The organism is Humidisolicoccus flavus, from assembly GCF_045689595.1.
GTDB lineage: Bacteria > Actinomycetota > Actinomycetes > Actinomycetales > Microbacteriaceae > Humidisolicoccus > Humidisolicoccus flavus.
The window spans coordinates 1,699,975-1,718,321 of sequence record NZ_CP142724.1; the positions used below are offsets into that span (position 1 = coordinate 1,699,975).

Below are 18,347 nucleotides of genomic sequence, written 5' to 3' on the forward strand. Positions count from 1 at the left end.
CGAACTCCTTCTGGTTTGTTGTTCACGGCCGCTAGTAGGCCAAGGCCCGGTCGACCGCTTCAAGAATGCGATCGGCGTCGGGCAAGTAGACGGCTTCGAGTGCTGCCGGTGGGAATGGTGCGTCGAAGCCTGAAACCCGAATCACGGGAGACTCGAGCGAGTAGAACGCACGCTCCTGGATCGTCGCTGCGATCTCACTTCCGACGCTCACGTGCTGAGGCGCCTCTTGCGCCACGATGACACGGCCCGTTTTCGTGGCCGAGGCAAGGATCGGCTCGTAGTCGATGGGCGAGAGCGAACGAAGGTCGATGACTTCGACGCTCGTGCCCTCGGACTCTGCGATCTGCGCGGCCTGCAAGAGCACGTGCACCATCGCCCCATGCCCGATCAGGGTCACGTCGGACCCCTCTTTCGCGACGCGAGCAGCGTCCGGCTTTGCGCCAGAACCTGCGAACTGCACTTCACCCTTTGCCCAGTACTTTGCCTTCGGCTCGAAGAACATCACGGGGTCATTCGACGCGATCGCCTCCTGCATCATCCAGTAGGCATCGTGAGCGGTCGACGGACTCATCACCCGCAGGCCCGAAGTGTGAGCGAAATACGCCTCGGGGCTCTCCTGGTGGTGCTCGACGGCACCGATGTGTCCGCCATAGGGCACCCGGATGACGACAGGCATTGAGACCGTGCCCCGGTGACGCGCCGTGATCTTCGCAAGCTGGCTGACGATCTGGTCGAAGCCGGGGTAGATGAATCCGTCGAATTGGATCTCGCACACCGGGCGGTACCCGCGCAGCGCGAGCCCGATCGCCGTTCCCACGATTCCTGACTCCGCGAGCGGAGTGTCGATGACGCGGTCTTTCCCGAACTCAGCCTGCAGGCCCTCGGTCACGCGGAAGACACCGCCGAGCGGTCCGATGTCCTCGCCCATCAGCAGGACCTTCTCGTCGGCCTGCATCGCTGCGCGCAGTCCAGCATTGATCGCCTTCGCAATCGGCATCGACACGGTCTCAGCGCCCGCGGATGTCGTCGCTGATGTCACCGTCTGGCTCATGACTCATCTCCAAAAGAACGCTCGTACTCTGCAAGCCAACGCTTCTGCGTGTTCATCAGCGGGTGATCGTCGCTGTACACGTGGTCGAAAATGATGTCGCTCGGCGGATTCGGCGCCTCGAGGACGTGCTTGCGGACTGCCGCGGCCTCGTCTTCCGCTTCCGTGTCGATTTCTGCGAGCGTGGACTCGGCAACGCCGAGGCTCCGAAGGTATGCGGCCATCCGAACAATCGGGTCACGTCGGCGCCAAACCTCGACCTCGTCGCTCGAACGATACTTCGTCGGGTCATCGCTCGTGGTGTGCGCACCAATTCGGTAGGTATCGGCTTCGATGAACTGCGGGCCTTTGCGCTGACGGGCGGCGTCGAGCGCGGTTCGCGTTGCCGCGAACCCGATGAGGGGGTCGTTGCCGTCGATCCAGACCGAGGAGAGACCGAAGCCGCGAGCACGCTCGTGCATCGGCGTCTTGAACTGCGTCGTCGAGGGCACGGAAATCGCCCACTTGTTGTCTTGCATGAAGTAGACGATCGGTGCATTGAAACTCGCGGAGAACACGAATCCTTCACTCACGTCACCCTGGCTCGAGGCACCGTCGCCGAAGAATGCGAGCACGGCTTCGTCCGACTCGAGGTTGCCGGTGGCGGCTTTGCCATCGAGCGCGACGCCCATTGCGTATCCGGCCGAGTGGAGCGCCTGCGTTCCGATCACGAGCGAGTAGATCCGGAACCGCTGCGTTTCTTTCGGATCCCAGCCGCCGTGTGCCGCTCCTCGGAATACGTCCATGAGTTGCGTGAACTCGACGCCTCGCGTGTGCGCGACGACATGCTCGCGGTACGAGGGGAACGTCGTGTCTTGCGGACGAAGCGCGAAGGCGGCACCGACCTGGCCGCCCTCCTGCCCGATCGACGGAACCCAGAGCCCCAGCTTTCCCTGCCGCTGCAGGTTGCCCGCTTCGGTGTCGAAGCGTCGAGTCAGCACCATCTCGCGGTGCATGGCAAGCAGCGTCTCCGTGCTGAGCGATGCGGCGAGCGCAGCAAACTCTGCAGTCGCGTCGCTTTCAACCCGATTGCCCTCCGCGTCAAGTAGTCGCAGTGGTCCCGTGTTCACACTTCGCTCCAGTTCCTGAATCGTCAAAAAAGTCTCGCGATCTCGCGTGCCGAATTCACAATTTTCTCAGATGCCGCATGCTCGCCGATACTCACGCGCACTCCCTCGGGAAAGTGCCGGGCGACGATTCCGTTCGAATGCAAGACGTCTTCGACGGCGTCACGGTGCGACGGTGGGACCGGGATCCACAGGAAGTTTCCGTGCGCCTCCGGCACCGGAAGCCCGATCTCGAGCAGTGCCTCTCGCAACGCATCGCGCTCAGCGATGAGCGTTTCGACCCGAGCGAAGAGCTCACCCTTCGCCGCAAGGCTTGCCGTCGCCGCCGCCTGGGCGAGACCGGTGACAGAGAGGGGAATCCCCGCGGTGCGGACCGCGTGCAGGAGCTCGGCATCACCGATCGCGTAGCCAACCCGAAGGCCTGCGAGCCCATATGCCTTCGAGAAGGTGCGAACCGTAACGACGTTCGCCTGCTCGGCAGCGACGATCCCGTCGATCGCCTCCGAGTCCTGAACGAACTCGATGTACGCCTCGTCGAGGATCACGAGCACGTCGTCGGGCACTGCAGCAAGGAAGGCGTCCCATTCCGCCTGACGAACCAGGGTTCCGGTCGGATTGTTCGGACTGCACACGATGATCGCCCGAGTCTTCGGTGTGATCGCTGCCACCATCGCTTCGAGGTCGTGCGAGGCATCGGCGCGCAATGGCACCTGGACGCTCGTTGCGCCGGTCGTGGCTACGAGCAAGGGGTACGCCTCGAACGAGCGCCACGCGTACACGACCTCATCACCGGTTTCAGCGACGGCGAGCAGGAGTTGCGCGAGCGCAGCAACGGAGCCGTCGGTGACGAGCAATCGATCAGTGGTGACACCGAGTTCGTGACTCAGGCTCTCGCGGAGTTTCGATGCAGTCGCGTCTGGATAGAGGTTGACGAACTGCACCTGCTCGGAGACAGCGTCGAGCACACTCGGCAACGGTGGAAACGGGTTCTCGTTGCTCGAAAGTTTGAACCCGCCGCTTGGAGCAGGTCTTCCTTGCGCGTACGGGGGGACCGCCGCGATTCCAGGTCTAGGTCGCACAGGCACCCGCCCAGACTATGCCCGCTGCTGTCAATGCAGGGACATATGGTGCGAGAATTGCCTCATGAGATTCTTCTTGCGCGTTGTCTTCACTGCAATTGCTATTTGGCTCGTCAGCCTCGTGGTCGGAGGAATCTCAGTGACCCCGTACGAGGACACCACCTTCGCGACGATCGTCACGTTCTTGCTCGTCGCACTCGTGTTCGGCGTCATCAACGCGAGCCTCGGCAACCTCATTCGAATCGTGGCGTTCCCCCTGTACATCCTGACCCTCGGACTGATCGCACTGATCGTTAACGGATTCCTGTTGATGATCGTGCACTGGATCTCCGATGCAGTCGGATTCGGCCTGACGGTCGACGGCTTCTGGTGGGGCGTGCTCGGCGCACTGCTGATCTCTTTCGTGACGTGGCTCATCACCGCGATCACTCGCCCCGTCGTCGGCAAAGAGAAGCAGCGAAAGCGCTAGCACTCACCGTCGTTCGATCTCGTATTCGGTCGAACGAACCAGTGTGAACCCGCTGCCGAATTTGGCGAACTCCTCGAGCTTCGCCTGCACGACAGCGTCCTCGGAAGCATCGAGCGTCTTCGTCGAATGGCGGTACGCCGGAGTGAGGTGACCGTCGAGAAACGACTCGGGATCGCCGATCACACCGTCGGGTGTGAAGATCGTCGCACCTGACTCGTTCCCGGAGCCGCCGAGTGCGGGCACGAAATCCTCGAGGTTGTTCACCGTCACAGGTGTGACGGCCTCTGGCATCGGCATCTGCCCTGCGGGATTTCCGAAGGTGACGAGCTGGACCACATTGAAGGCACCCGTCGCGGCGACACCGGAAACGGCCGCAGCCCCCTGCGAGTATCCGTTGAGCAACACCTGATCGTCTGCCGTGATCCCGGCATCGAGCATTGCCAGCTGCACCGCCAGGGCTGTTCCGTGGAGTTGCTCGCCACCCTCGTTCATAGCGTTGTGCAGATTGCCGCTGAGATCGAACGACTCGAGATCAGGGATCGCAGACCAGTCCTGCGTGCCGTTCACGAACACCTCGAACAGTTGAGCACCGTTGTCGTCTTCGTACTCGTAGATCACGACATCGGTCGAACCCTCGGGGATCCGTTCGAACTTCTCGCTGAAGTTCGTCGCTGGTGCTGTAACCGGCGCCGAACCCCGGGGCCGCGGCAGGAAGCCCGTGACTTCGAACAGGCGGTTCACGCCGACCGCACCGCCGACGATGCCGCCGAAGAGTGCGAACACACGCGCGGAGTCAGCGAGGTCACCTTGTGGCTTCGCTCCCAGGAGATCGAAAATGACCGGAGGCTTGCCGATGAATCCTTCGAAGAAGGCGTTACTCGCTGAGACCGCCTCGGCGACCAGAGCGATCATCCTCGGATTGGTCAGCGTCTTCGCGCCGGCCTCGCTGTTCACCCAGTCGAGCACGGATTCCATGAGCGCACGGGAGCCGATGCCGAAGCGGTTTGCGATATTGCCGATCGCAGTCTCAATCTTCTCAGTGACACCGCGCGGCAAATGCAAGCGCCACCAGAGATAACCGACCACGAGGGGCACTGCGACGAACAAGACGAACCCACCGGCCCCGAGCAGTGCGTCATGAACGATTCTGCCCAGCGCCTCCGCGCCGATCGACCAAGCGGTGCCCGTCAGGAAGGCGTTGATCGCTTCGTTGCGCTCGTACATTTCGACTGCGAGGGCGAGGGAGACCTTCGATTGCTGGATCAGCGAGACGAGCGCGAGGTTCTTTGCGAGCCCCTCTTCGAGCTGACGATAGGCCCCTCCGACAAGCGAGGAATCGTAGGGAAGATCGTTGTTGGGGCTCCACTCGGGAGGCCAGGTCACCGCCCTGAGTGATTGATTTGCCCGCACCAAACATGCAGCGCCCTCGCTGAGCTGCCGAAGGAAGACCGCCAAGGCGTCGGTCGAAACTCCCAACGCGCTCATCGGATGGCCGCGATCATGAGGCTCCTGGCAGCACCGAAATCGCTCGCCGCAGCCTCGACCTTCGCTCGATGCGCCTCGCATTCGCGGAAGAACGCTTCTGATGCTCCGCCGAACCAGTCCAGACCACCATCGCGTGGGATCACAGCGCTCGCCTCGCTCAAGAACGCTTCTGCGCGACGGGTACTTGCAATGAGGTCTTCGAGTTGGCTGAGCAGTTGCGCAGCGGGGCCGGCGGCAATTGCCTGACCACCGGACGAGATGTGAGTGAGCACGCGTTCCTCCTTGGCTCGAATCCACGAAGTCTCGTGGCAGAAGGCGCTGCATTGCTGCGCACGGTCGATCAGCGAGACAAGCAAGATCGCTCTGAGCGGTGTGGAGAAAAGTGCGAGAATGGAGCAATGAGCATGGAACCCGGCGCCGATCAGTCCGCCGTGTTCAAAATCTGCTTCGTGTGCACCGGCAACATCTGCCGATCCCCCATGGCCGAAGCCGTCTTCACAAAACTCGCGAAGCACGCCGGAGTCGAACACAAGCTGCTGATCTCGAGCGCCGGGACGAGCGATTACCACCTCGGCGAACAGGCCGATCATCGGACCGTCGAGGCCCTGAACGTCGGCGGCTACCCGGCCTCGAGCCACCGCGCCCGTCAATTCGAGACCGAGTGGTTTCACCGCTACGACTTGATCATCGCGTGCGACCGATCACAAGAGCGCACGCTCCGGTCCTGGGCACCCAGCGGCGATGACGAGGCGAAAGTCAGATTGCTGATGTCGTTCGACCCGGAATCCGGGATCCCCGACGTGCCAGACCCCTACTACTCAGACCAGGAATTCTTCTCCACCGTGCTCCAGCAGATCGAGATCGCGAGCACGCAACTGTTTCGACAGATTCTCCCCGCACTCCAGACAAAGGAATCCAAATGACTCTGCCTCCGCAGCCACTCAGCCCACTCGATGGACGGTACCGCGGCGCCGTCGAAGGGCTCGGCGAGTACCTTTCGGAGGCCGGCCTCAACAAGGCACGCGTGTATGTCGAGGTCGAGTGGCTTCTGTTCTGTGCCGACAATGGACTGTTCTCTGCTCCGAACGTTTCGGAAGACGACGCGAGCGCACTGCGCGAATGGGCGGCGAACTTCGGTGAGGCAGAAATCGCTGAGCTCGCGGCAACCGAGGCTGTGACGCGGCACGACGTGAAGGCGGTCGAGTACCTCGTCCGCGCAAAGCTCGACGCTCTCGGGCTCGAATCCATCGCAGAACTCACTCACATCGCCTGCACGAGCGAAGACATCAACAACCTGTCCTACGCGGTCACGATCCGGGACGCCGTCCACAAGGTGTGGCTGCCGTCCTTCCGCCGCGTCACCGGGCAGCTCTCTGCACTCGCGAAGGAACACCAGGACCTGCCGATGCTGAGCCGGACCCACGGTCAGCCGGCGACCCCGACAACACTCGGCAAAGAGTTCGCGGTCTTCGTCTATCGCTTGAACCGACTCGCGGATCAGGTCGAACAGGTTGCTGTTCTCGGCAAATTCTCCGGCGCTACCGGAACCTTCGGCGCGCATCTCGTGGCCGACCCGAGTGTCGACTGGCCACGCCGTTCAGAAGAGTTCGTCGGCTCGCTCGGGCTCGAATGGAACCCGCTCACGACACAGATCGAGTCCCACGACTGGCAGGCGGAGCTCTTCAGCCGCATCTCGCACGCTGGCCGAGTCCTGCACAACCTGTGCACCGATATTTGGACCTACATCTCGCTCGGTTACTTCACCCAGATCCCGGTCGCCGGTGCAACGGGTTCTTCGACCATGCCACACAAGGTCAACCCGATTCGTTTTGAGAACGCAGAGGCGAACCTCGAACTCGCGAGCGCACTGCTCGAATCGCTCGCGCAGACGCTGGTCACGAGCCGGCTGCAACGCGACCTCACCGACTCGAGCACGCAGCGCAACATCGGTGTCGCACTCGGTCACTCGCTGCTCGCCCTCGACAACATTCACCGTGGACTCAAGGAGTTCAGCGTCAACGAGGCACTCATCGCCGAAGATCTCGACGGCAACTGGGAGGTGCTCGGCGAGGCGATCCAGACGGTGATCCGAGCTGAAGTCGTTGCGGGTCGCTCGACGATCGCCGACCCCTACGCCGTGTTGAAGGAGCTCACGAGAGGTCGCAGAATCGGGAGCGCCGAGCTGATCGAATTCGTCGACGGCCTCGACATCGGTGACGAGGCGAAGGCTCGCTTGCGTGAGCTCACCCCGCACACCTACGTCGGACTCGCATCCGAACTCACCAACCTCGCGCCATCACCTCGCTGATGCGCTGCAGTGGGGAGCGCTGCACGCGAGACTCTGCGTGACGCTTCCCGTCAACGAAGAAGGGGGAACCGGATTACTCGGTTCCCCCTTCTTCGTTGAGGCCCTGCTGCTTGTCTGAGCCCTACTGCTCGTCGGGAAACGAGGTAATGATCCGGTTCGTCTCGAGACCGACGCCGACCGTGACCATCCACGAGTTCACGAGGTCGCCGTCGCTGGTATCGACGAGCTCGATCAAAATGTCGTAGTTGGCGATGTCCTCGCGGTACATCTCAACCTGCGTGGGCTGTTCGAGTGCCGTCTGGATCGCGAACCAGGCGACGTCCTCCCAGCCGACATCGAGCGCATCGGCGATCTCCGCAAAATCCTCCGTGTGCCCGTCTGCGATATGCAGCCAGCCTTGGCTGTCCGGGTACCCGCACTGCAGCATCGTCTCACCGCCGGCGACCGATGGGTCTTCCGATGCAGCCCGGTCGAACTCTTCGAGGACGGTTCGAGCAGAACGTCCATCGCACGCCTCAACCCCGGCGACATCGTCTGCGGGATCGAACTGGGTATCGCCTGCGGAGAGAGCGAATGGTGCGGCGCTGTTCGATGAGCTGCTCGTGGCTTCGGGAGCAATCGATCCGCTCGGGTCATCGCCGAGTGCTGAGCACGCGCTCAGCGCGAAAATCACAGTGAGACCAGCGCCGATCACGGCGCGACGGTTCACTCCTTGTCCTCCACGATGGGGTTCCGCGGTTCGGATTCTTCGGCACGCGGCTTCACCGCGAGCATGACGGTCGCGCTGACGACGATCGTGCCGATAAAAGCAACGCCACCGAAAATGAGCGCGTACTCGAGACTGCGGACCGCCATCGCAACGACGAGTCCAGTGAACACACCGATGATGCCCGCGAAACCGATGTACTCGACCGGCTTCAGTTTGTCGCGACGCGTTGGCTTCATCGTGCATCTCCTGACGGTGCGGTCGTGGCGGGCGATTCTGTTCCGATGCCGGGCGTTCCCGTCGAGTCTGGAGCGCTCGGCTGCTCTGCCCGACGAATCGGGCGGGCTGAGAATGAAGCGATCAACGTGAACACTCCGACGATGACGGCGTAGGCGCCAAAGGTGCCGACGGTGGGAACCGGACCGAGGTTCAAGAACGCCATACCGAGGCCGTAAATGATCGTCAAGATCGCGACCATTCGCCAGTCTGCGACGATGCGTCGGTCTCGATCACTCGCGACCGTTGACCGTGCACGGAGCCAGCCGAAGGCCTCAGCCCCACCGGCCACGAGTGCCCAGGCCGCCAGCACGAGCGTGAATGCCCGCTCGTTCGAAGGATCGATCAACACGAGAGCGACTGCGGCGATCGCGGCGATTCCCGAGGCAGCTCCGGCAATGAACGGCCAACCGGGGCGAGTGCCTCGGCCGAAGACCAGCATGGCGACCGCGGTCAGCGCCGCGAAGATCGCGAAGCCGAGCAGCCCGATCAGGATCGAGTGATCTTGGATGAATGCAATCGGGACCCCGACGGCAACGCCAATAATGCCGCGAGCACGCGGCAGGAGGGCTGGCCTGGGGGAAGTCAAAGAATCAGTCATGGGGATCGTACAGATTCTACGCGCCTTGCCTCTCCTGCACAGCGAGCGGCGCTGAACTTCCACTCAGACTGGTCGAAACCTGCAGCAGAGTGCCGGTTCCCGCCGACCCGAGGTGTGGAACTAGCGAGCTGGAGGCGCACCGAACTGTTCGACCGGCGCGATGTCCGCGAACCTCGAGAGGTGACCATGGAAGGCGACCGGGAAGGTACCGGTTGGGCCACCGCGGTGCTTCGCGACGATGAAGTCTGCCTCACCGGGACGGACTTCTTTGTCGTAGGCGTCTTCGCGGTGCAGCAGGATCACGATGTCAGCGTCTTGCTCGAGCGAGCCAGACTCGCGGAGGTCGCTGATCGCCGGTCGCTTGTCAGCGCGGGTTTCCGGACCACGGTTGAGCTGCGAGAGCGCGATCACCGGGACCTGGAGTTCTTTTGCGAGCAGCTTCAAGGAGCGCGAGAACTCACTGACCTCTTGCTGTCGGCTTTCGACCTTCTTGCCGCTCGACATGAGCTGGAGGTAGTCGACGACGACCGCACGCAAACCGGCCTGCTGCTTGAGACGGCGGCACTTCGCACGGATCTCGACCAGGGTGAGGTTTGGGCTGTCGTCGATGTACAGGGGCGCATCAGCGACGCGACCGCGTACCTGGGCGAGTGTCGTCCAATCTCGGCCCTCGATGGTGCCCTTGCGGAGCTTGTGGAGCACGAGGTTCGACTCGGCGCTCAGCAGCTTCATTGCGATCTCGGTCTTTCCCATTTCGAGGGAGAAGAACACGGTCGGCATGTCGTGATGCACGGAGGCGTTCCGGACGATGTCGAGCGCGAGGGTCGACTTTCCCAGGCCCGGACGCGCAGCGATAATGACAAGCTGACCGCCGTGGAGACCGTTCGTGAGTTCATCTATCTCACGGAAGCCCGTCGGAACACCGGTCATGGCGCCTTCGAGCCCGCGGGCGGCATCGATCTCTGCAGCGGCGAGCTCAACTGCAGTGTGCAAGGTCACGTAGTCGTGCGCTTCGTCGTCGCCCATGACGCCGTAGATTTCGGCCTGCGCCGAGTTCACGAGGTCGCTCGGCTCGCCCTCGCTCGCGTAGCCCATCTGCACGATGCGGGTCCCGGCCTCGACGAGACGGCGGAGGACTGCTTTCTCGGCGACGATCTCGGCGTAGTACCCGGCGTTTGCCGCGGTCGGAACGAGCGAGGTCAGGGAGTGCAGATATTCAATGCCTCCGGCGCGAGAGAGCATGCCGTTCTTGGTGAGTTCGTCGCCGACAGTGATGACGTCGGTCGGTTCTCCGTGCGAGTACAGATTGAGGACGGCGTCGTAAATGATCTCGTGCTTCGGCACGTAGAAGTCGGCGCCCTTCACGCTCTCGATGACGTCTGCAACCGCGTCTTTGCTCAGCAGCATTCCGCCGATCGTCGACTGCTCAGCGAGCTGGTCGAACGGTGGAACCCGATCGAGGCCGGCTTCGCGAGTTGCGAGATCTGTCACTGTGAACCCTTCTTTTATCAACACGATGGCGGGAGCCGCCGACATTCTGGAAGAACCGCAGATGCGTGCTCCTGCGCGCTCGCGCGCGAGGCTCGTGCTGGACTGGTCAAGCGTACGACTCTGTGCGGTCTATGCCTGTGGACAGCACTGTGAATAACTCCGTCAAATCTGGGTGTTCTCGGGCGCGTCTTTCCACAATTCTGTGGACAACACTGTGGAGCAAATATTCGTTTTCGAGGTTTCAACCCCTCTGACCCGAGTTTTTAGTTTCCACAGGCTGTGTCCACAAAGTCACTTAAATCACACGTTGAGACTTTGAAATCTAATCGTCACATGTGGACAAAATGTGAACAACTTGGGCCGATTGCAACCCCAATTTGCACTCAAATGGGGGTGTGGCGCGCAAGGAATCGTCAGGCCGCCCAACCTTGCCGCAACGACGAATACACAGGCCGCAGACAGCAAAACGGCCCCGAGAAAATCTCGGGGCCGTTCCAATGAGGGTGATGCTACTTGGCAGCAACAACCTGCAACGTGATGTTCGCGACGATGTCGTCACGGAGCTTCGCGGTTGCCTTGTATTCACCGAGTGACTTGATCGAGCCTTCAATCTCGATCGTGCGCTTGTCGAGTGAACCGAGACCCTGCGATGAAACAGCGTCCGAGACATCCTGCGTCTTGACGGAACCAAAGAGGCGGCCTTCAGCGCCAGCCTTCACGGCAACCGTGAGGGGGCGAGCTTCGAGCTTGGCCTTGAGGTCCTGAGCTTCCTCGATCGTTGCGTGCTCACGCGCAGCGCGAGCAGCCTTGATGGATTCGACCTGCTTCTCGCCACCGCGAGTCCAGTGCACAGCGAATCCCTGCGGAACGAGGTAGTTGCGAGCGAAGCCGTTCTTGACTTCAACAACGTCACCAGCGGAACCGAGGCCTGAGACCTCGTTCGTGAGAATGAGTTTTGCCATGATGTTTCTCTTTCTCAGCGTCCGGCGCCGGAGTACGGGAGCAGGGCCATTTCGCGAGCGTTCTTGATCGCCTTCGCGATCAGACGCTGCTCCTGGACCGACACACCAGTGATACGGCGGGCGCGGATCTTTCCACGCTCGGAGATGAACTTACGAAGGGTTGGAACGTCTTTCCAGTCGATGACGCCAACCTTGATTGCCTTTGCCGGAGCGAGCGGCTTGCCGCCCTTCGGCCCGCGAGGCTTGCGGGTAGTGGCTTTTCCAGCCATGGTGTCCTTCTTTCAATACCGAGACGAATCTCGAAAATAATGAGGGGAGACTGACCTAGAAAGGTGTCTCGTCGTTGTAGTTCGTGCCGGGCGCGCCCCAGACATCACCCTGCGGAGCATTCTGAGCCTGCTGAGGCTGACCCCAGGGCTCTGCTGCAGGTGCCTGCTGGCCACCGAAGTTGTTTCCGCCACCATTGCCGCCGCCGACTGCACCGCGAGCACCGCCACCGCCGCTTGAGCGGGTGACCTGTGCGGTTGCGTAGCGAAGGCTTGGGCCGATCTCGTCGACCTCGAGTTCGAGCGACGTGCGCTTCTCGCCCTCTTTGGTCTCGTAGGAGCGTTGCTTCAAACGACCCTGAGCGATGACACGTGAACCCTTTTGCAGGCTCTGTGCCACGTGCTCAGCGAATTCGCGCCACACGGATGCGCGGAGGAACAGCGCCTCGCCGTCCTTCCACTCGTTCGACTGACGGTCGAACGAACGTGGAGTTGAAGCGATGGTGAAGTTCGCAACCGCGAGACCGCCCTGCGTGTACCGCAGTTCAGGGTCAGCAGTGAGATTACCGACAACCGTGATGATGGTCTCGCCAGCCATAACTACTCAGCTACCTTCGTTGCGGCGGCGTTCGCAGTGCGAGCAGCCTTCGCGTCAGCAGCTTCCTTGGCAGCAGCAACCTGTGCGATTGCTTCTTCAGCGCGGAGAACCTTGGTGCGCATGACTGCTTCGGAAAGACGCAGCTGACGCTCGAGTTCGTTCGTGGTGGAGCTTTCTGCCGTGAAGTTCACGACGGCGTAAATGCCTTCGGTCTTCTTGTTGATCTCGTAAGCGAGACGACGGCGGCCCCAAATGTCGGTGCTCTCGATCGTTCCACCGTCATTACGAATGACGTTGAGGAATTTGTCCAGCGACGGAGCGACAGTGCGCTCATCAATCTCTGGGTCGAGGATTACCATCAATTCATACTGATGCATGCTTCACCCACCTCCTTTGGACTACAACGGCCGGAGACTTTCCCCGGCAGGAGGGTTCTTGCATCGTGCCTGAGAAACCAGACAACCTTCGTACTCTAACGTACGAACGCACGCCGCACCAGGGCACCGGTCGCAGAAGGCCGGGAATTCAGCGGGATCAACGCCCTACTTGCTCGGTCTCGCCGGACCTGCATCGTGCTCGTTCGAGCGGGAGGACCACCAGTCCTTGAGCCGCCGAGTCGCTTCCTCTTCGCCGAGCGCACCCTCATCGAGCCGCGCTTCGAGCAGCATCTTGTAAGCCTGCCCGACCACTGGACCGGGAGGAACATCCAGGATCTTCATGATCTGCGCGCCATCGAGGTCCGGTCGGATCGCATCGAGCTCTTCTGCTGCAGCGAGCACGCTGATGCGCTCCTCCAGGTCGTCGTAGGCGAAATCGAGGATCTGCGCCTTCCGACGATTGCGGGTCGTCACATCACTCCGGGTGAGGATGTGCAAGCGCTCGAGTTGCGCGCCGGCATCACGAACGTATCGACGCACGGCAGAATCCGACCACTGCGCATCCGTGTAGCCATAGAAGCGCAGGTGCAGTTCGACCAGACGCGACACCTGCTTCACCGTGTCGTTGTCGAAGCGCAAGGCCTTCAAACGTTTGCTCGTCATCCGAGCGCCCACGATGTCGTGGTTATGAAAACTGACGACGTTGCCGGATTCGATGCGCTTCGTCGGCGGCTTTCCGACGTCGTGCATGATCGCAGCGAGACGCTGGATCAGGTCGGGCGGTGAATCAGGGTGGCGAGACTTCTCGAGCGCGATGGTCTGATCCAAAACAGTCAGGGTGTGCTCGTACACGTCCTTGTGGTGCGCGTGCTCGTCGCGCTCCAGCCGCAGCGCCGGGATCTCAGGCAGAACGATCGAGAGGAGGCCCGTGTCGGTCAGCAGTCGAAGTCCGGGTGACGGAGCATCGCCGCACAGCAGCTTGCTCAGTTCGTCACGCACTCGCTCGGCGCTGATGTTCGCGATCGACGGTGCGCACTCGCGCATTGCCTCTTCAACCGCGGGACTGACCTCTACGCCGAGCTGTGCGACGAATCTGGCTGCCCTCAGCATCCGGAGCGGGTCGTCGCGGAACGAGACCTGCGGAACCTGCGGAGTGTTCAAGCGGTTCTCGAGCAGGTCTTCGACACCGCCCGAGATATCGACCAATTGCACCGAAGGCAGTCGCAATGCCATTGCGTTGATCGTGAAATCACGACGAATGAGATCTGCCTCGAGCGTGTCGCTGAACTCCACCTCCGGCTTGCGAGTCTCGCCGTCGTACACATCAGAGCGGTACGTCGTGATCTCCACGGTTTCACCGTGCACAGTCGCGGCGATCGTTCCGAAGGCGCGACCGACGTCCCAGGTCGCTGCCGCGATCGGCGAAACGATCTTCAAGATGTCCTGCGGTAGGGCATTCGTCGCATAGTCGAGGTCATTTGTGGTTCGGCCGAGAAACGCATCTCGTACCGGTCCCCCGACGAGCGCGAGCTCGAATCCTGCACGCTCAAACGCTGCAGCCAGGGATGCGGTCGGTTCAGAAGATGCGAGTCGTTCGAGGCGCTCAAGGGCAACAGCTACGCTCACCATAAAGATCGAGTCTGCCAGAGAGACGGGCGGGTACTGCACCGCTGCCCAAACTCGTGCCTACACTTGATCCATGCTGCTGGCCGATCACCCTTCGCGCGCGCAACGACTCTCGCTCTCGCGCTCACGAGGTCTCGGGCGAACCACGCAGCCTTTTTTCGCCTTCCTGCTCGCGATGTTCCTCATGCTGAGCGTGCTCGTTCTCGGAGGTACCAGCCCAGCTAGCGCGAGCGTCACTTCAACGTCACCGACGACGACCGCTGCGCCACAATCACTCGATCTCGATATCGCGGTCACGAACCCGAACCTCGATGAGGGCCAGCCGCTCCGGATCACGGTGACTGCCGAAAACCTCGGCACCACGAGGATTAGTGAGCAGTCGGTCAACATCGGCATCTCGTTCCGGCAGATCGCCACGCGGTTTGCCCTCTCCAACTGGATCAACGGTGAATCCAGCACGATGGGCATCCAATCGGTGACGAACATCGATCTCCCGCAGATCGCGCCCGGAACCACCGAATCGCTCGAGATCGAGATTCCCGCAGACGAGCTGCCCTTCCGTCCGAACACCGCATGGGGTCCGTATGGCGTCGTTGCGGTCCCGGCAAGCGATACGCCGGTCGAGCCTGCTCGCAGCATCGTGGTGTGGAACGCGCTCGGCGAAGCGCAGCCGACTGCAGTGAGCGTTGCAGTGCCACTCAACGTGCCACGTTCCACCACCGGCCTCCTCACGGCCGAACAACTCGCAACCGCAACTGCCACGAACGGCACCCTGCGCAGACAGCTCGATTCGATCATCGATTCGGGAGCTACCGCCATGCTCGACCCGATGGTCCTCGCATCGATTCGTGTGCTCGGGGAAGATGCACCGGCCTCTGCACAACTGTGGCTCGAAGACCTGCGCAAGATCGCGGCTCGCGTTTCGCTCCTTGAATACGCAAATGCAGACCCGGTCGTGCTGCACGACATCGATTCCACCATTACGCCCTCGACTATTCCGAGGCCCGATGGTTCACTCGTGCCTGCCGCAGACGCCACTGCCCTGCCCGGCTCCCTTCCGTCGATCGTCGACCTCCAGAACTACGCGATCGACGAAGAGTTCGTCACTTCTTACGCGGCCTCACACCCGGATTCAACGCTCGTCATTCCGGGCGATTTCACCGATGAGTTCCTCGGGAATGCGACGCTCGATGCTGCTGCGACACTCGATGAGGCAGCGCTGCTCGTTGCCGACTCGGAGCTCCAGACTCTGCTCGACCTGAGCATCTCGAGCGATTCGGAAGTCGATCGCAACGCAGCGACCGCAGACGCCCTCGGTCTTCTTTCTCTCATCACAAGGGAACTTCCAAGTTCTCCGAGAAATCTGGTTGCAGTGCTCCCAATCACCGACGACGATGCGGCTCTGGGCTCAACGCTTCAGGCGCTCGACAACGCACCGTGGGTTCGGTACGCCTCGTTCGACGACGCCAAGAGCGCACCCTCGCGAGAAGTCGCACTGGTTGACGAAACCGGGCCCGAATACGACACTGATCGCGCGCAATCTCTCGTGAACTCGGAACAGAGTGTTCGAACGTTCTCGACGATCCTCGACGACGCACGAATTCTGCTCGCCGAACGCCGGCTCGCACTGGTCGCAGCCCTCGACGCATGGCTCCCAGAAGCAGATCGGGAAACGATCGGTAACGAGTTCGAAGCCGTCAACGCCAGCATCGTCGAATCGGTGCAGATCATTCCCGGAAGCAATATTCAGGTCGTGGGAGATACGACCGCGCTTCCGATTACAGTGACGAACTCGCTCCCACAAGCGGTCACCGTACGAATCACAGGTCGAGCGAACACCGGAGTGCTGGTGTTTCCCGACGGGCCCGTCGATGTCACGATCGGACCAGAAACGCAGCAACGCGTGAGTGTGCCTGTTCGAGCCGTCGCAAGTGGGTCCACGATCGTCACCGTCACCCTGTCGTCGGTGAACGGTGATCCTGTCGCCAGCCCGGTGCAAATTCAGGTCGGGAGTGAACCAGCGGTAGAAACGATCCTGCTCTGGTCGCTCGGCATCGCAGTTGCACTGCTGTTGGGCTTTGGAGTTTGGCGAAGTATTCGTAAGCGCCGTCGCGGCGAAGCGCACGGTGACTTCGACAACGCTGTTGCGGAAGAATCTGCAGCCGAAACAAACCACGCTTCGAGTGACCCCGCCCCGAAGGCATGACACAATCAGCGGTGCGAACTGACGGGCTCTCGCTCGTGAACTGGAAGGTACTTGCATGAGTGAAGTAGGTCGGGCGAGTGCGCTGATCGCAACAGGCACCCTGGTCTCTCGCGTCCTCGGCTTCGGGAAGTCGATCATGCTGACCGCCGCAATTGGTGCGACAGCGTCGCAGGCCGGTGCAACGTATGGGCTCGCCAACCAACTGCCGAACAACATCTATGCGCTCGTCGCCGGTGGTGTTTTGAGTGCAGTGCTCGTGCCACAGATCGTGAAGGCCAGTCTCCGCGAAGATGGCGGGCAGGCATACGTCAACAAGATCATCACCCTTGGTGGCACTGTCTTCCTCGCAATCACCGTGCTCGCAACCCTGCTCGCCCCATGGATCACGCAGCTGTACGTGCACCAGGCGGCAGAAGGCGAGTCCGGCTTCACTGCCGCTGAGATCAGCTTTGCCATCGCGATCGCGTACTGGTGTATGCCGCAGATCTTCTTCTATGCGATGTACACCCTGATCGGCGAGATTTTCAACGCGCGGAAACGCTTCGGGCCGTTTACCTGGGCGCCGGTCGCGAACAACATCATCTCGATCGCCGGATTCGCCGGATTCATCTACCTCTTCGGTGGCCGGCGACTCAATATCGACACCTGGGGCGCAGAGATGATCGCGGTCATCGGAGGCGTCACGACCCTCGGTGTGGTCGCGCAGACCGTCGTACTCGTGCTCTGCTTCAAGCGCACAGGCTTGACCTTCCGATTCGACTTCGGGTGGCGAGGAGTCGGGCTCCGGGCAACCGGACAGCGTGCAGGGTGGCTGCTCGGCGTTGTCGTCATCGGTCAGATCAAGGGCGTCTACCAGATGTATGTCAGCTCGATGGCTGGCACGGAACACGCGACGGTCCTGACCTTCCAGAACTCCTGGTATCTCTTCTCGCTCCCGCATTCGATCATCGCGGTGTCGATCGCGATCGCCTTCTTCACTCGAATGTCGCACCACGGGAACAGTGGCGATATCGCGGCAATCCGAACCGATGTCTCAAGCGCCCTGCGCGGTGTCGGAATGCTGACGACGATCAGCGCCCTCTATCTGGCGATCGTCGCGATTCCGTTCGCCCGGGTATACGAGGCAGAGTTCGAGAACCAGGTGGCGATGGCCTGGGTGATCTGGGCAATGCTGATCTGCCTTGTCGCGTTCAGTACCGAATACGTGCTCCAGCGTGTGTTCTTCGCGCTCGATGACACCAAGACGGCGTTCTTCTACTCCATCTTCGGACTCGTGGTCACGGTGGTCCTGCTCACCCTCGTCCGCAACCTGCCGCCAGAATGGATCATCGCCGGGTGTGCCCTCGCGATCTCCGGTGCAAACCTCATCTCGGCCGGAGTCTGGTTAATTCTCGTTCGCCGCAAGATTGGCGCGTTCGGACTCAAACTCATCGCGATGCGACACATTCAGTACCTCGTCTACGGCTTGATCGCGATCGTTCCCGGCGGCTTGATCGTCTGGGGCCTCGGTGGCTACACGGACGGCGGATTCGGCTCTCGCAATATTCTCGGCGCAATGACGACCTGCGGAATTTCGGGTCTCGTGGTCGTTGGCGTGTACTTCGGCATCCTGTACATCACGAAGAACCCTGACTTCCGCTCCACCTTCGACCTCGTGATGGCTCGCTTCCGCCCTGCTCGCGGAAAGTAGCGCGCAGACCAGCCCGGTCGCATACAGTTTTCGTACCACCCGGAAGGAGCGTC

19 protein-coding genes are annotated in these 18,347 nt (G+C 61.5%); 5 read left to right on the forward strand and 14 right to left on the reverse strand.

Going from position 1 to position 18,347, the window contains the following annotated elements:
• Positions 1 to 31: 31 nt before the first annotated feature.
• The 3 genes from U2H20_RS08140 to U2H20_RS08150 are packed head-to-tail and all read right to left on the reverse strand — an operon-like array spanning position 32 to position 3,239.
• Positions 32 to 1,051 (reverse strand): alpha-ketoacid dehydrogenase subunit beta, encoded by a 1,020-nt coding sequence (locus U2H20_RS08140; RefSeq protein WP_430591792.1) that lies wholly within the window; start codon positions 1,049 to 1,051, stop codon positions 32 to 34.
• The gene (locus U2H20_RS08145; protein WP_430591793.1) at positions 1,048 to 2,157 is read right to left on the reverse strand and encodes a thiamine pyrophosphate-dependent enzyme; all 1,110 of its coding nucleotides are present in this window, start codon (positions 2,155 to 2,157) and stop codon (positions 1,048 to 1,050) included. Before U2H20_RS08145 ends, U2H20_RS08140 begins: the two co-directional genes overlap by 4 nt.
• Before the next feature lie 23 nt (positions 2,158 to 2,180).
• The gene (locus U2H20_RS08150; RefSeq protein ID WP_430591794.1) at positions 2,181 to 3,239 is read right to left on the reverse strand and encodes a histidinol-phosphate transaminase; all 1,059 of its coding nucleotides are present in this window, start codon (positions 3,237 to 3,239) and stop codon (positions 2,181 to 2,183) included.
• A 58-nt stretch (positions 3,240 to 3,297) separates the two neighbouring features.
• Here U2H20_RS08150 and U2H20_RS08155 point away from each other — a divergent pair, with 58 nt between their 5' ends.
• Complete coding sequence (locus U2H20_RS08155; RefSeq protein ID WP_430591795.1) at positions 3,298 to 3,702, forward strand: phage holin family protein; 405 nt, start codon at positions 3,298 to 3,300, stop codon at positions 3,700 to 3,702.
• Positions 3,703 to 3,705: 3 nt separating this feature from the next.
• On the opposite strand, the gene U2H20_RS08160 is transcribed toward U2H20_RS08155, so the two are convergent.
• On the reverse strand, positions 3,706 to 5,085 hold the full coding sequence (locus tag U2H20_RS08160; protein ID WP_430591796.1) for a hypothetical protein: 1,380 nt from the start codon (positions 5,083 to 5,085) through the stop codon (positions 3,706 to 3,708).
• Between the two features lie 98 nt (positions 5,086 to 5,183).
• Positions 5,184 to 5,459: a hypothetical protein gene (locus U2H20_RS08165; protein WP_430591797.1), complete on the reverse strand. Its 276-nt coding sequence runs from the start codon at positions 5,457 to 5,459 to the stop codon at positions 5,184 to 5,186.
• A gap of 126 nt (positions 5,460 to 5,585) precedes the next feature.
• Between U2H20_RS08165 and U2H20_RS08170 the strand changes: the two genes are divergently transcribed.
• Both U2H20_RS08170 and purB read left to right on the forward strand, forming a co-directional pair.
• Entirely contained in the window at positions 5,586 to 6,110 is a 525-nt protein-coding gene (locus U2H20_RS08170) for a low molecular weight protein-tyrosine-phosphatase (protein ID WP_430591798.1), read from the forward strand.
• On the forward strand, positions 6,107 to 7,495 hold the full coding sequence (gene purB / locus U2H20_RS08175; RefSeq protein ID WP_430591799.1) for an adenylosuccinate lyase: 1,389 nt from the start codon (positions 6,107 to 6,109) through the stop codon (positions 7,493 to 7,495). Before U2H20_RS08170 ends, purB begins: the two co-directional genes overlap by 4 nt.
• 121 nt (positions 7,496 to 7,616) lie before the next feature.
• Here the strand turns inward: purB and U2H20_RS08180 are convergent, their stop codons facing one another.
• From U2H20_RS08180 to U2H20_RS08220, 9 genes are all read right to left on the reverse strand, one after another.
• Entirely contained in the window at positions 7,617 to 8,204 is a 588-nt protein-coding gene (locus U2H20_RS08180; RefSeq protein WP_430591800.1) for a hypothetical protein, read from the reverse strand.
• Entirely contained in the window at positions 8,201 to 8,440 is a 240-nt protein-coding gene (locus U2H20_RS08185; protein ID WP_430591801.1) for a hypothetical protein, read from the reverse strand. Before U2H20_RS08185 ends, U2H20_RS08180 begins: the two co-directional genes overlap by 4 nt.
• Complete coding sequence (locus U2H20_RS08190) at positions 8,437 to 9,078, reverse strand: hypothetical protein (RefSeq protein WP_430591802.1); 642 nt, start codon at positions 9,076 to 9,078, stop codon at positions 8,437 to 8,439. The genes U2H20_RS08185 and U2H20_RS08190 overlap by 4 nt, the downstream gene beginning before the upstream one ends.
• A gap of 120 nt (positions 9,079 to 9,198) precedes the next feature.
• Complete coding sequence (gene dnaB / locus U2H20_RS08195; protein ID WP_430593617.1) at positions 9,199 to 10,485, reverse strand: replicative DNA helicase; 1,287 nt, start codon at positions 10,483 to 10,485, stop codon at positions 9,199 to 9,201.
• A gap of 593 nt (positions 10,486 to 11,078) precedes the next feature.
• Entirely contained in the window at positions 11,079 to 11,531 is a 453-nt protein-coding gene (gene rplI / locus U2H20_RS08200; RefSeq protein ID WP_430591803.1) for a 50S ribosomal protein L9, read from the reverse strand.
• 14 nt (positions 11,532 to 11,545) lie between these two features.
• Positions 11,546 to 11,800 (reverse strand): 30S ribosomal protein S18, encoded by a 255-nt coding sequence (gene rpsR / locus U2H20_RS08205; RefSeq protein WP_430591804.1) that lies wholly within the window; start codon positions 11,798 to 11,800, stop codon positions 11,546 to 11,548.
• Positions 11,801 to 11,855: 55 nt separating this feature from the next.
• On the reverse strand, positions 11,856 to 12,395 hold the full coding sequence (locus tag U2H20_RS08210) for a single-stranded DNA-binding protein (RefSeq protein ID WP_430591805.1): 540 nt from the start codon (positions 12,393 to 12,395) through the stop codon (positions 11,856 to 11,858).
• Between the two features lie 2 nt (positions 12,396 to 12,397).
• Positions 12,398 to 12,772: a 30S ribosomal protein S6 gene (gene rpsF, locus U2H20_RS08215; RefSeq protein WP_430591806.1), complete on the reverse strand. Its 375-nt coding sequence runs from the start codon at positions 12,770 to 12,772 to the stop codon at positions 12,398 to 12,400.
• A gap of 165 nt (positions 12,773 to 12,937) precedes the next feature.
• Complete coding sequence (locus tag U2H20_RS08220; protein ID WP_430591807.1) at positions 12,938 to 14,401, reverse strand: CCA tRNA nucleotidyltransferase; 1,464 nt, start codon at positions 14,399 to 14,401, stop codon at positions 12,938 to 12,940.
• Positions 14,402 to 14,471: 70 nt separating this feature from the next.
• On the opposite strand from U2H20_RS08220, the gene U2H20_RS08225 reads away from it, so the two are divergent.
• Together U2H20_RS08225 and murJ are read left to right on the forward strand one after the other, a co-directional pair.
• Complete coding sequence (locus U2H20_RS08225) at positions 14,472 to 16,604, forward strand: DUF6049 family protein (RefSeq protein ID WP_430591808.1); 2,133 nt, start codon at positions 14,472 to 14,474, stop codon at positions 16,602 to 16,604.
• Positions 16,605 to 16,659: 55 nt separating this feature from the next.
• Positions 16,660 to 18,294 (forward strand): murein biosynthesis integral membrane protein MurJ, encoded by a 1,635-nt coding sequence (murJ, locus tag U2H20_RS08230; protein WP_430591809.1) that lies wholly within the window; start codon positions 16,660 to 16,662, stop codon positions 18,292 to 18,294.
• Positions 18,295 to 18,347 lie beyond the last annotated feature (53 nt).

Excerpts from the sequence above, each read along its gene's own strand:
- U2H20_RS08140 (WP_430591792.1), bottom strand. The coding sequence starts at position 1,051 with ATGAGCCAGACGGTGACATCAGCGACGACATCCGCGGGCGCTGAGACC.
- U2H20_RS08155 (WP_430591795.1), top strand. The coding sequence starts at position 3,298 with ATGAGATTCTTCTTGCGCGTTGTCTTCACTGCAATTGCTATTTGGCTC.
- U2H20_RS08170 (WP_430591798.1), top strand. The coding sequence starts at position 5,586 with ATGAGCATGGAACCCGGCGCCGATCAGTCCGCCGTGTTCAAAATCTGC.
- purB (WP_430591799.1), top strand. The coding sequence starts at position 6,107 with ATGACTCTGCCTCCGCAGCCACTCAGCCCACTCGATGGACGGTACCGC.
- U2H20_RS08185 (WP_430591801.1), bottom strand. The coding sequence starts at position 8,440 with ATGAAGCCAACGCGTCGCGACAAACTGAAGCCGGTCGAGTACATCGGT.
- U2H20_RS08190 (WP_430591802.1), bottom strand. The coding sequence starts at position 9,078 with ATGACTGATTCTTTGACTTCCCCCAGGCCAGCCCTCCTGCCGCGTGCT.
- dnaB (WP_430593617.1), bottom strand. The coding sequence starts at position 10,485 with ATGCTGCTGAGCAAAGACGCGGTTGCAGACGTCATCGAGAGCGTGAAG.
- rplI (WP_430591803.1), bottom strand. The coding sequence starts at position 11,531 with ATGGCAAAACTCATTCTCACGAACGAGGTCTCAGGCCTCGGTTCCGCT.
- rpsR (WP_430591804.1), bottom strand. The coding sequence starts at position 11,800 with ATGGCTGGAAAAGCCACTACCCGCAAGCCTCGCGGGCCGAAGGGCGGC.
- U2H20_RS08210 (WP_430591805.1), bottom strand. The coding sequence starts at position 12,395 with ATGGCTGGCGAGACCATCATCACGGTTGTCGGTAATCTCACTGCTGAC.
- rpsF (WP_430591806.1), bottom strand. The coding sequence starts at position 12,772 with ATGCATCAGTATGAATTGATGGTAATCCTCGACCCAGAGATTGATGAG.
- U2H20_RS08220 (WP_430591807.1), bottom strand. The coding sequence starts at position 14,401 with ATGGTGAGCGTAGCTGTTGCCCTTGAGCGCCTCGAACGACTCGCATCT.
- U2H20_RS08225 (WP_430591808.1), top strand. The coding sequence starts at position 14,472 with ATGCTGCTGGCCGATCACCCTTCGCGCGCGCAACGACTCTCGCTCTCG.
- murJ (WP_430591809.1), top strand. The coding sequence starts at position 16,660 with ATGAGTGAAGTAGGTCGGGCGAGTGCGCTGATCGCAACAGGCACCCTG.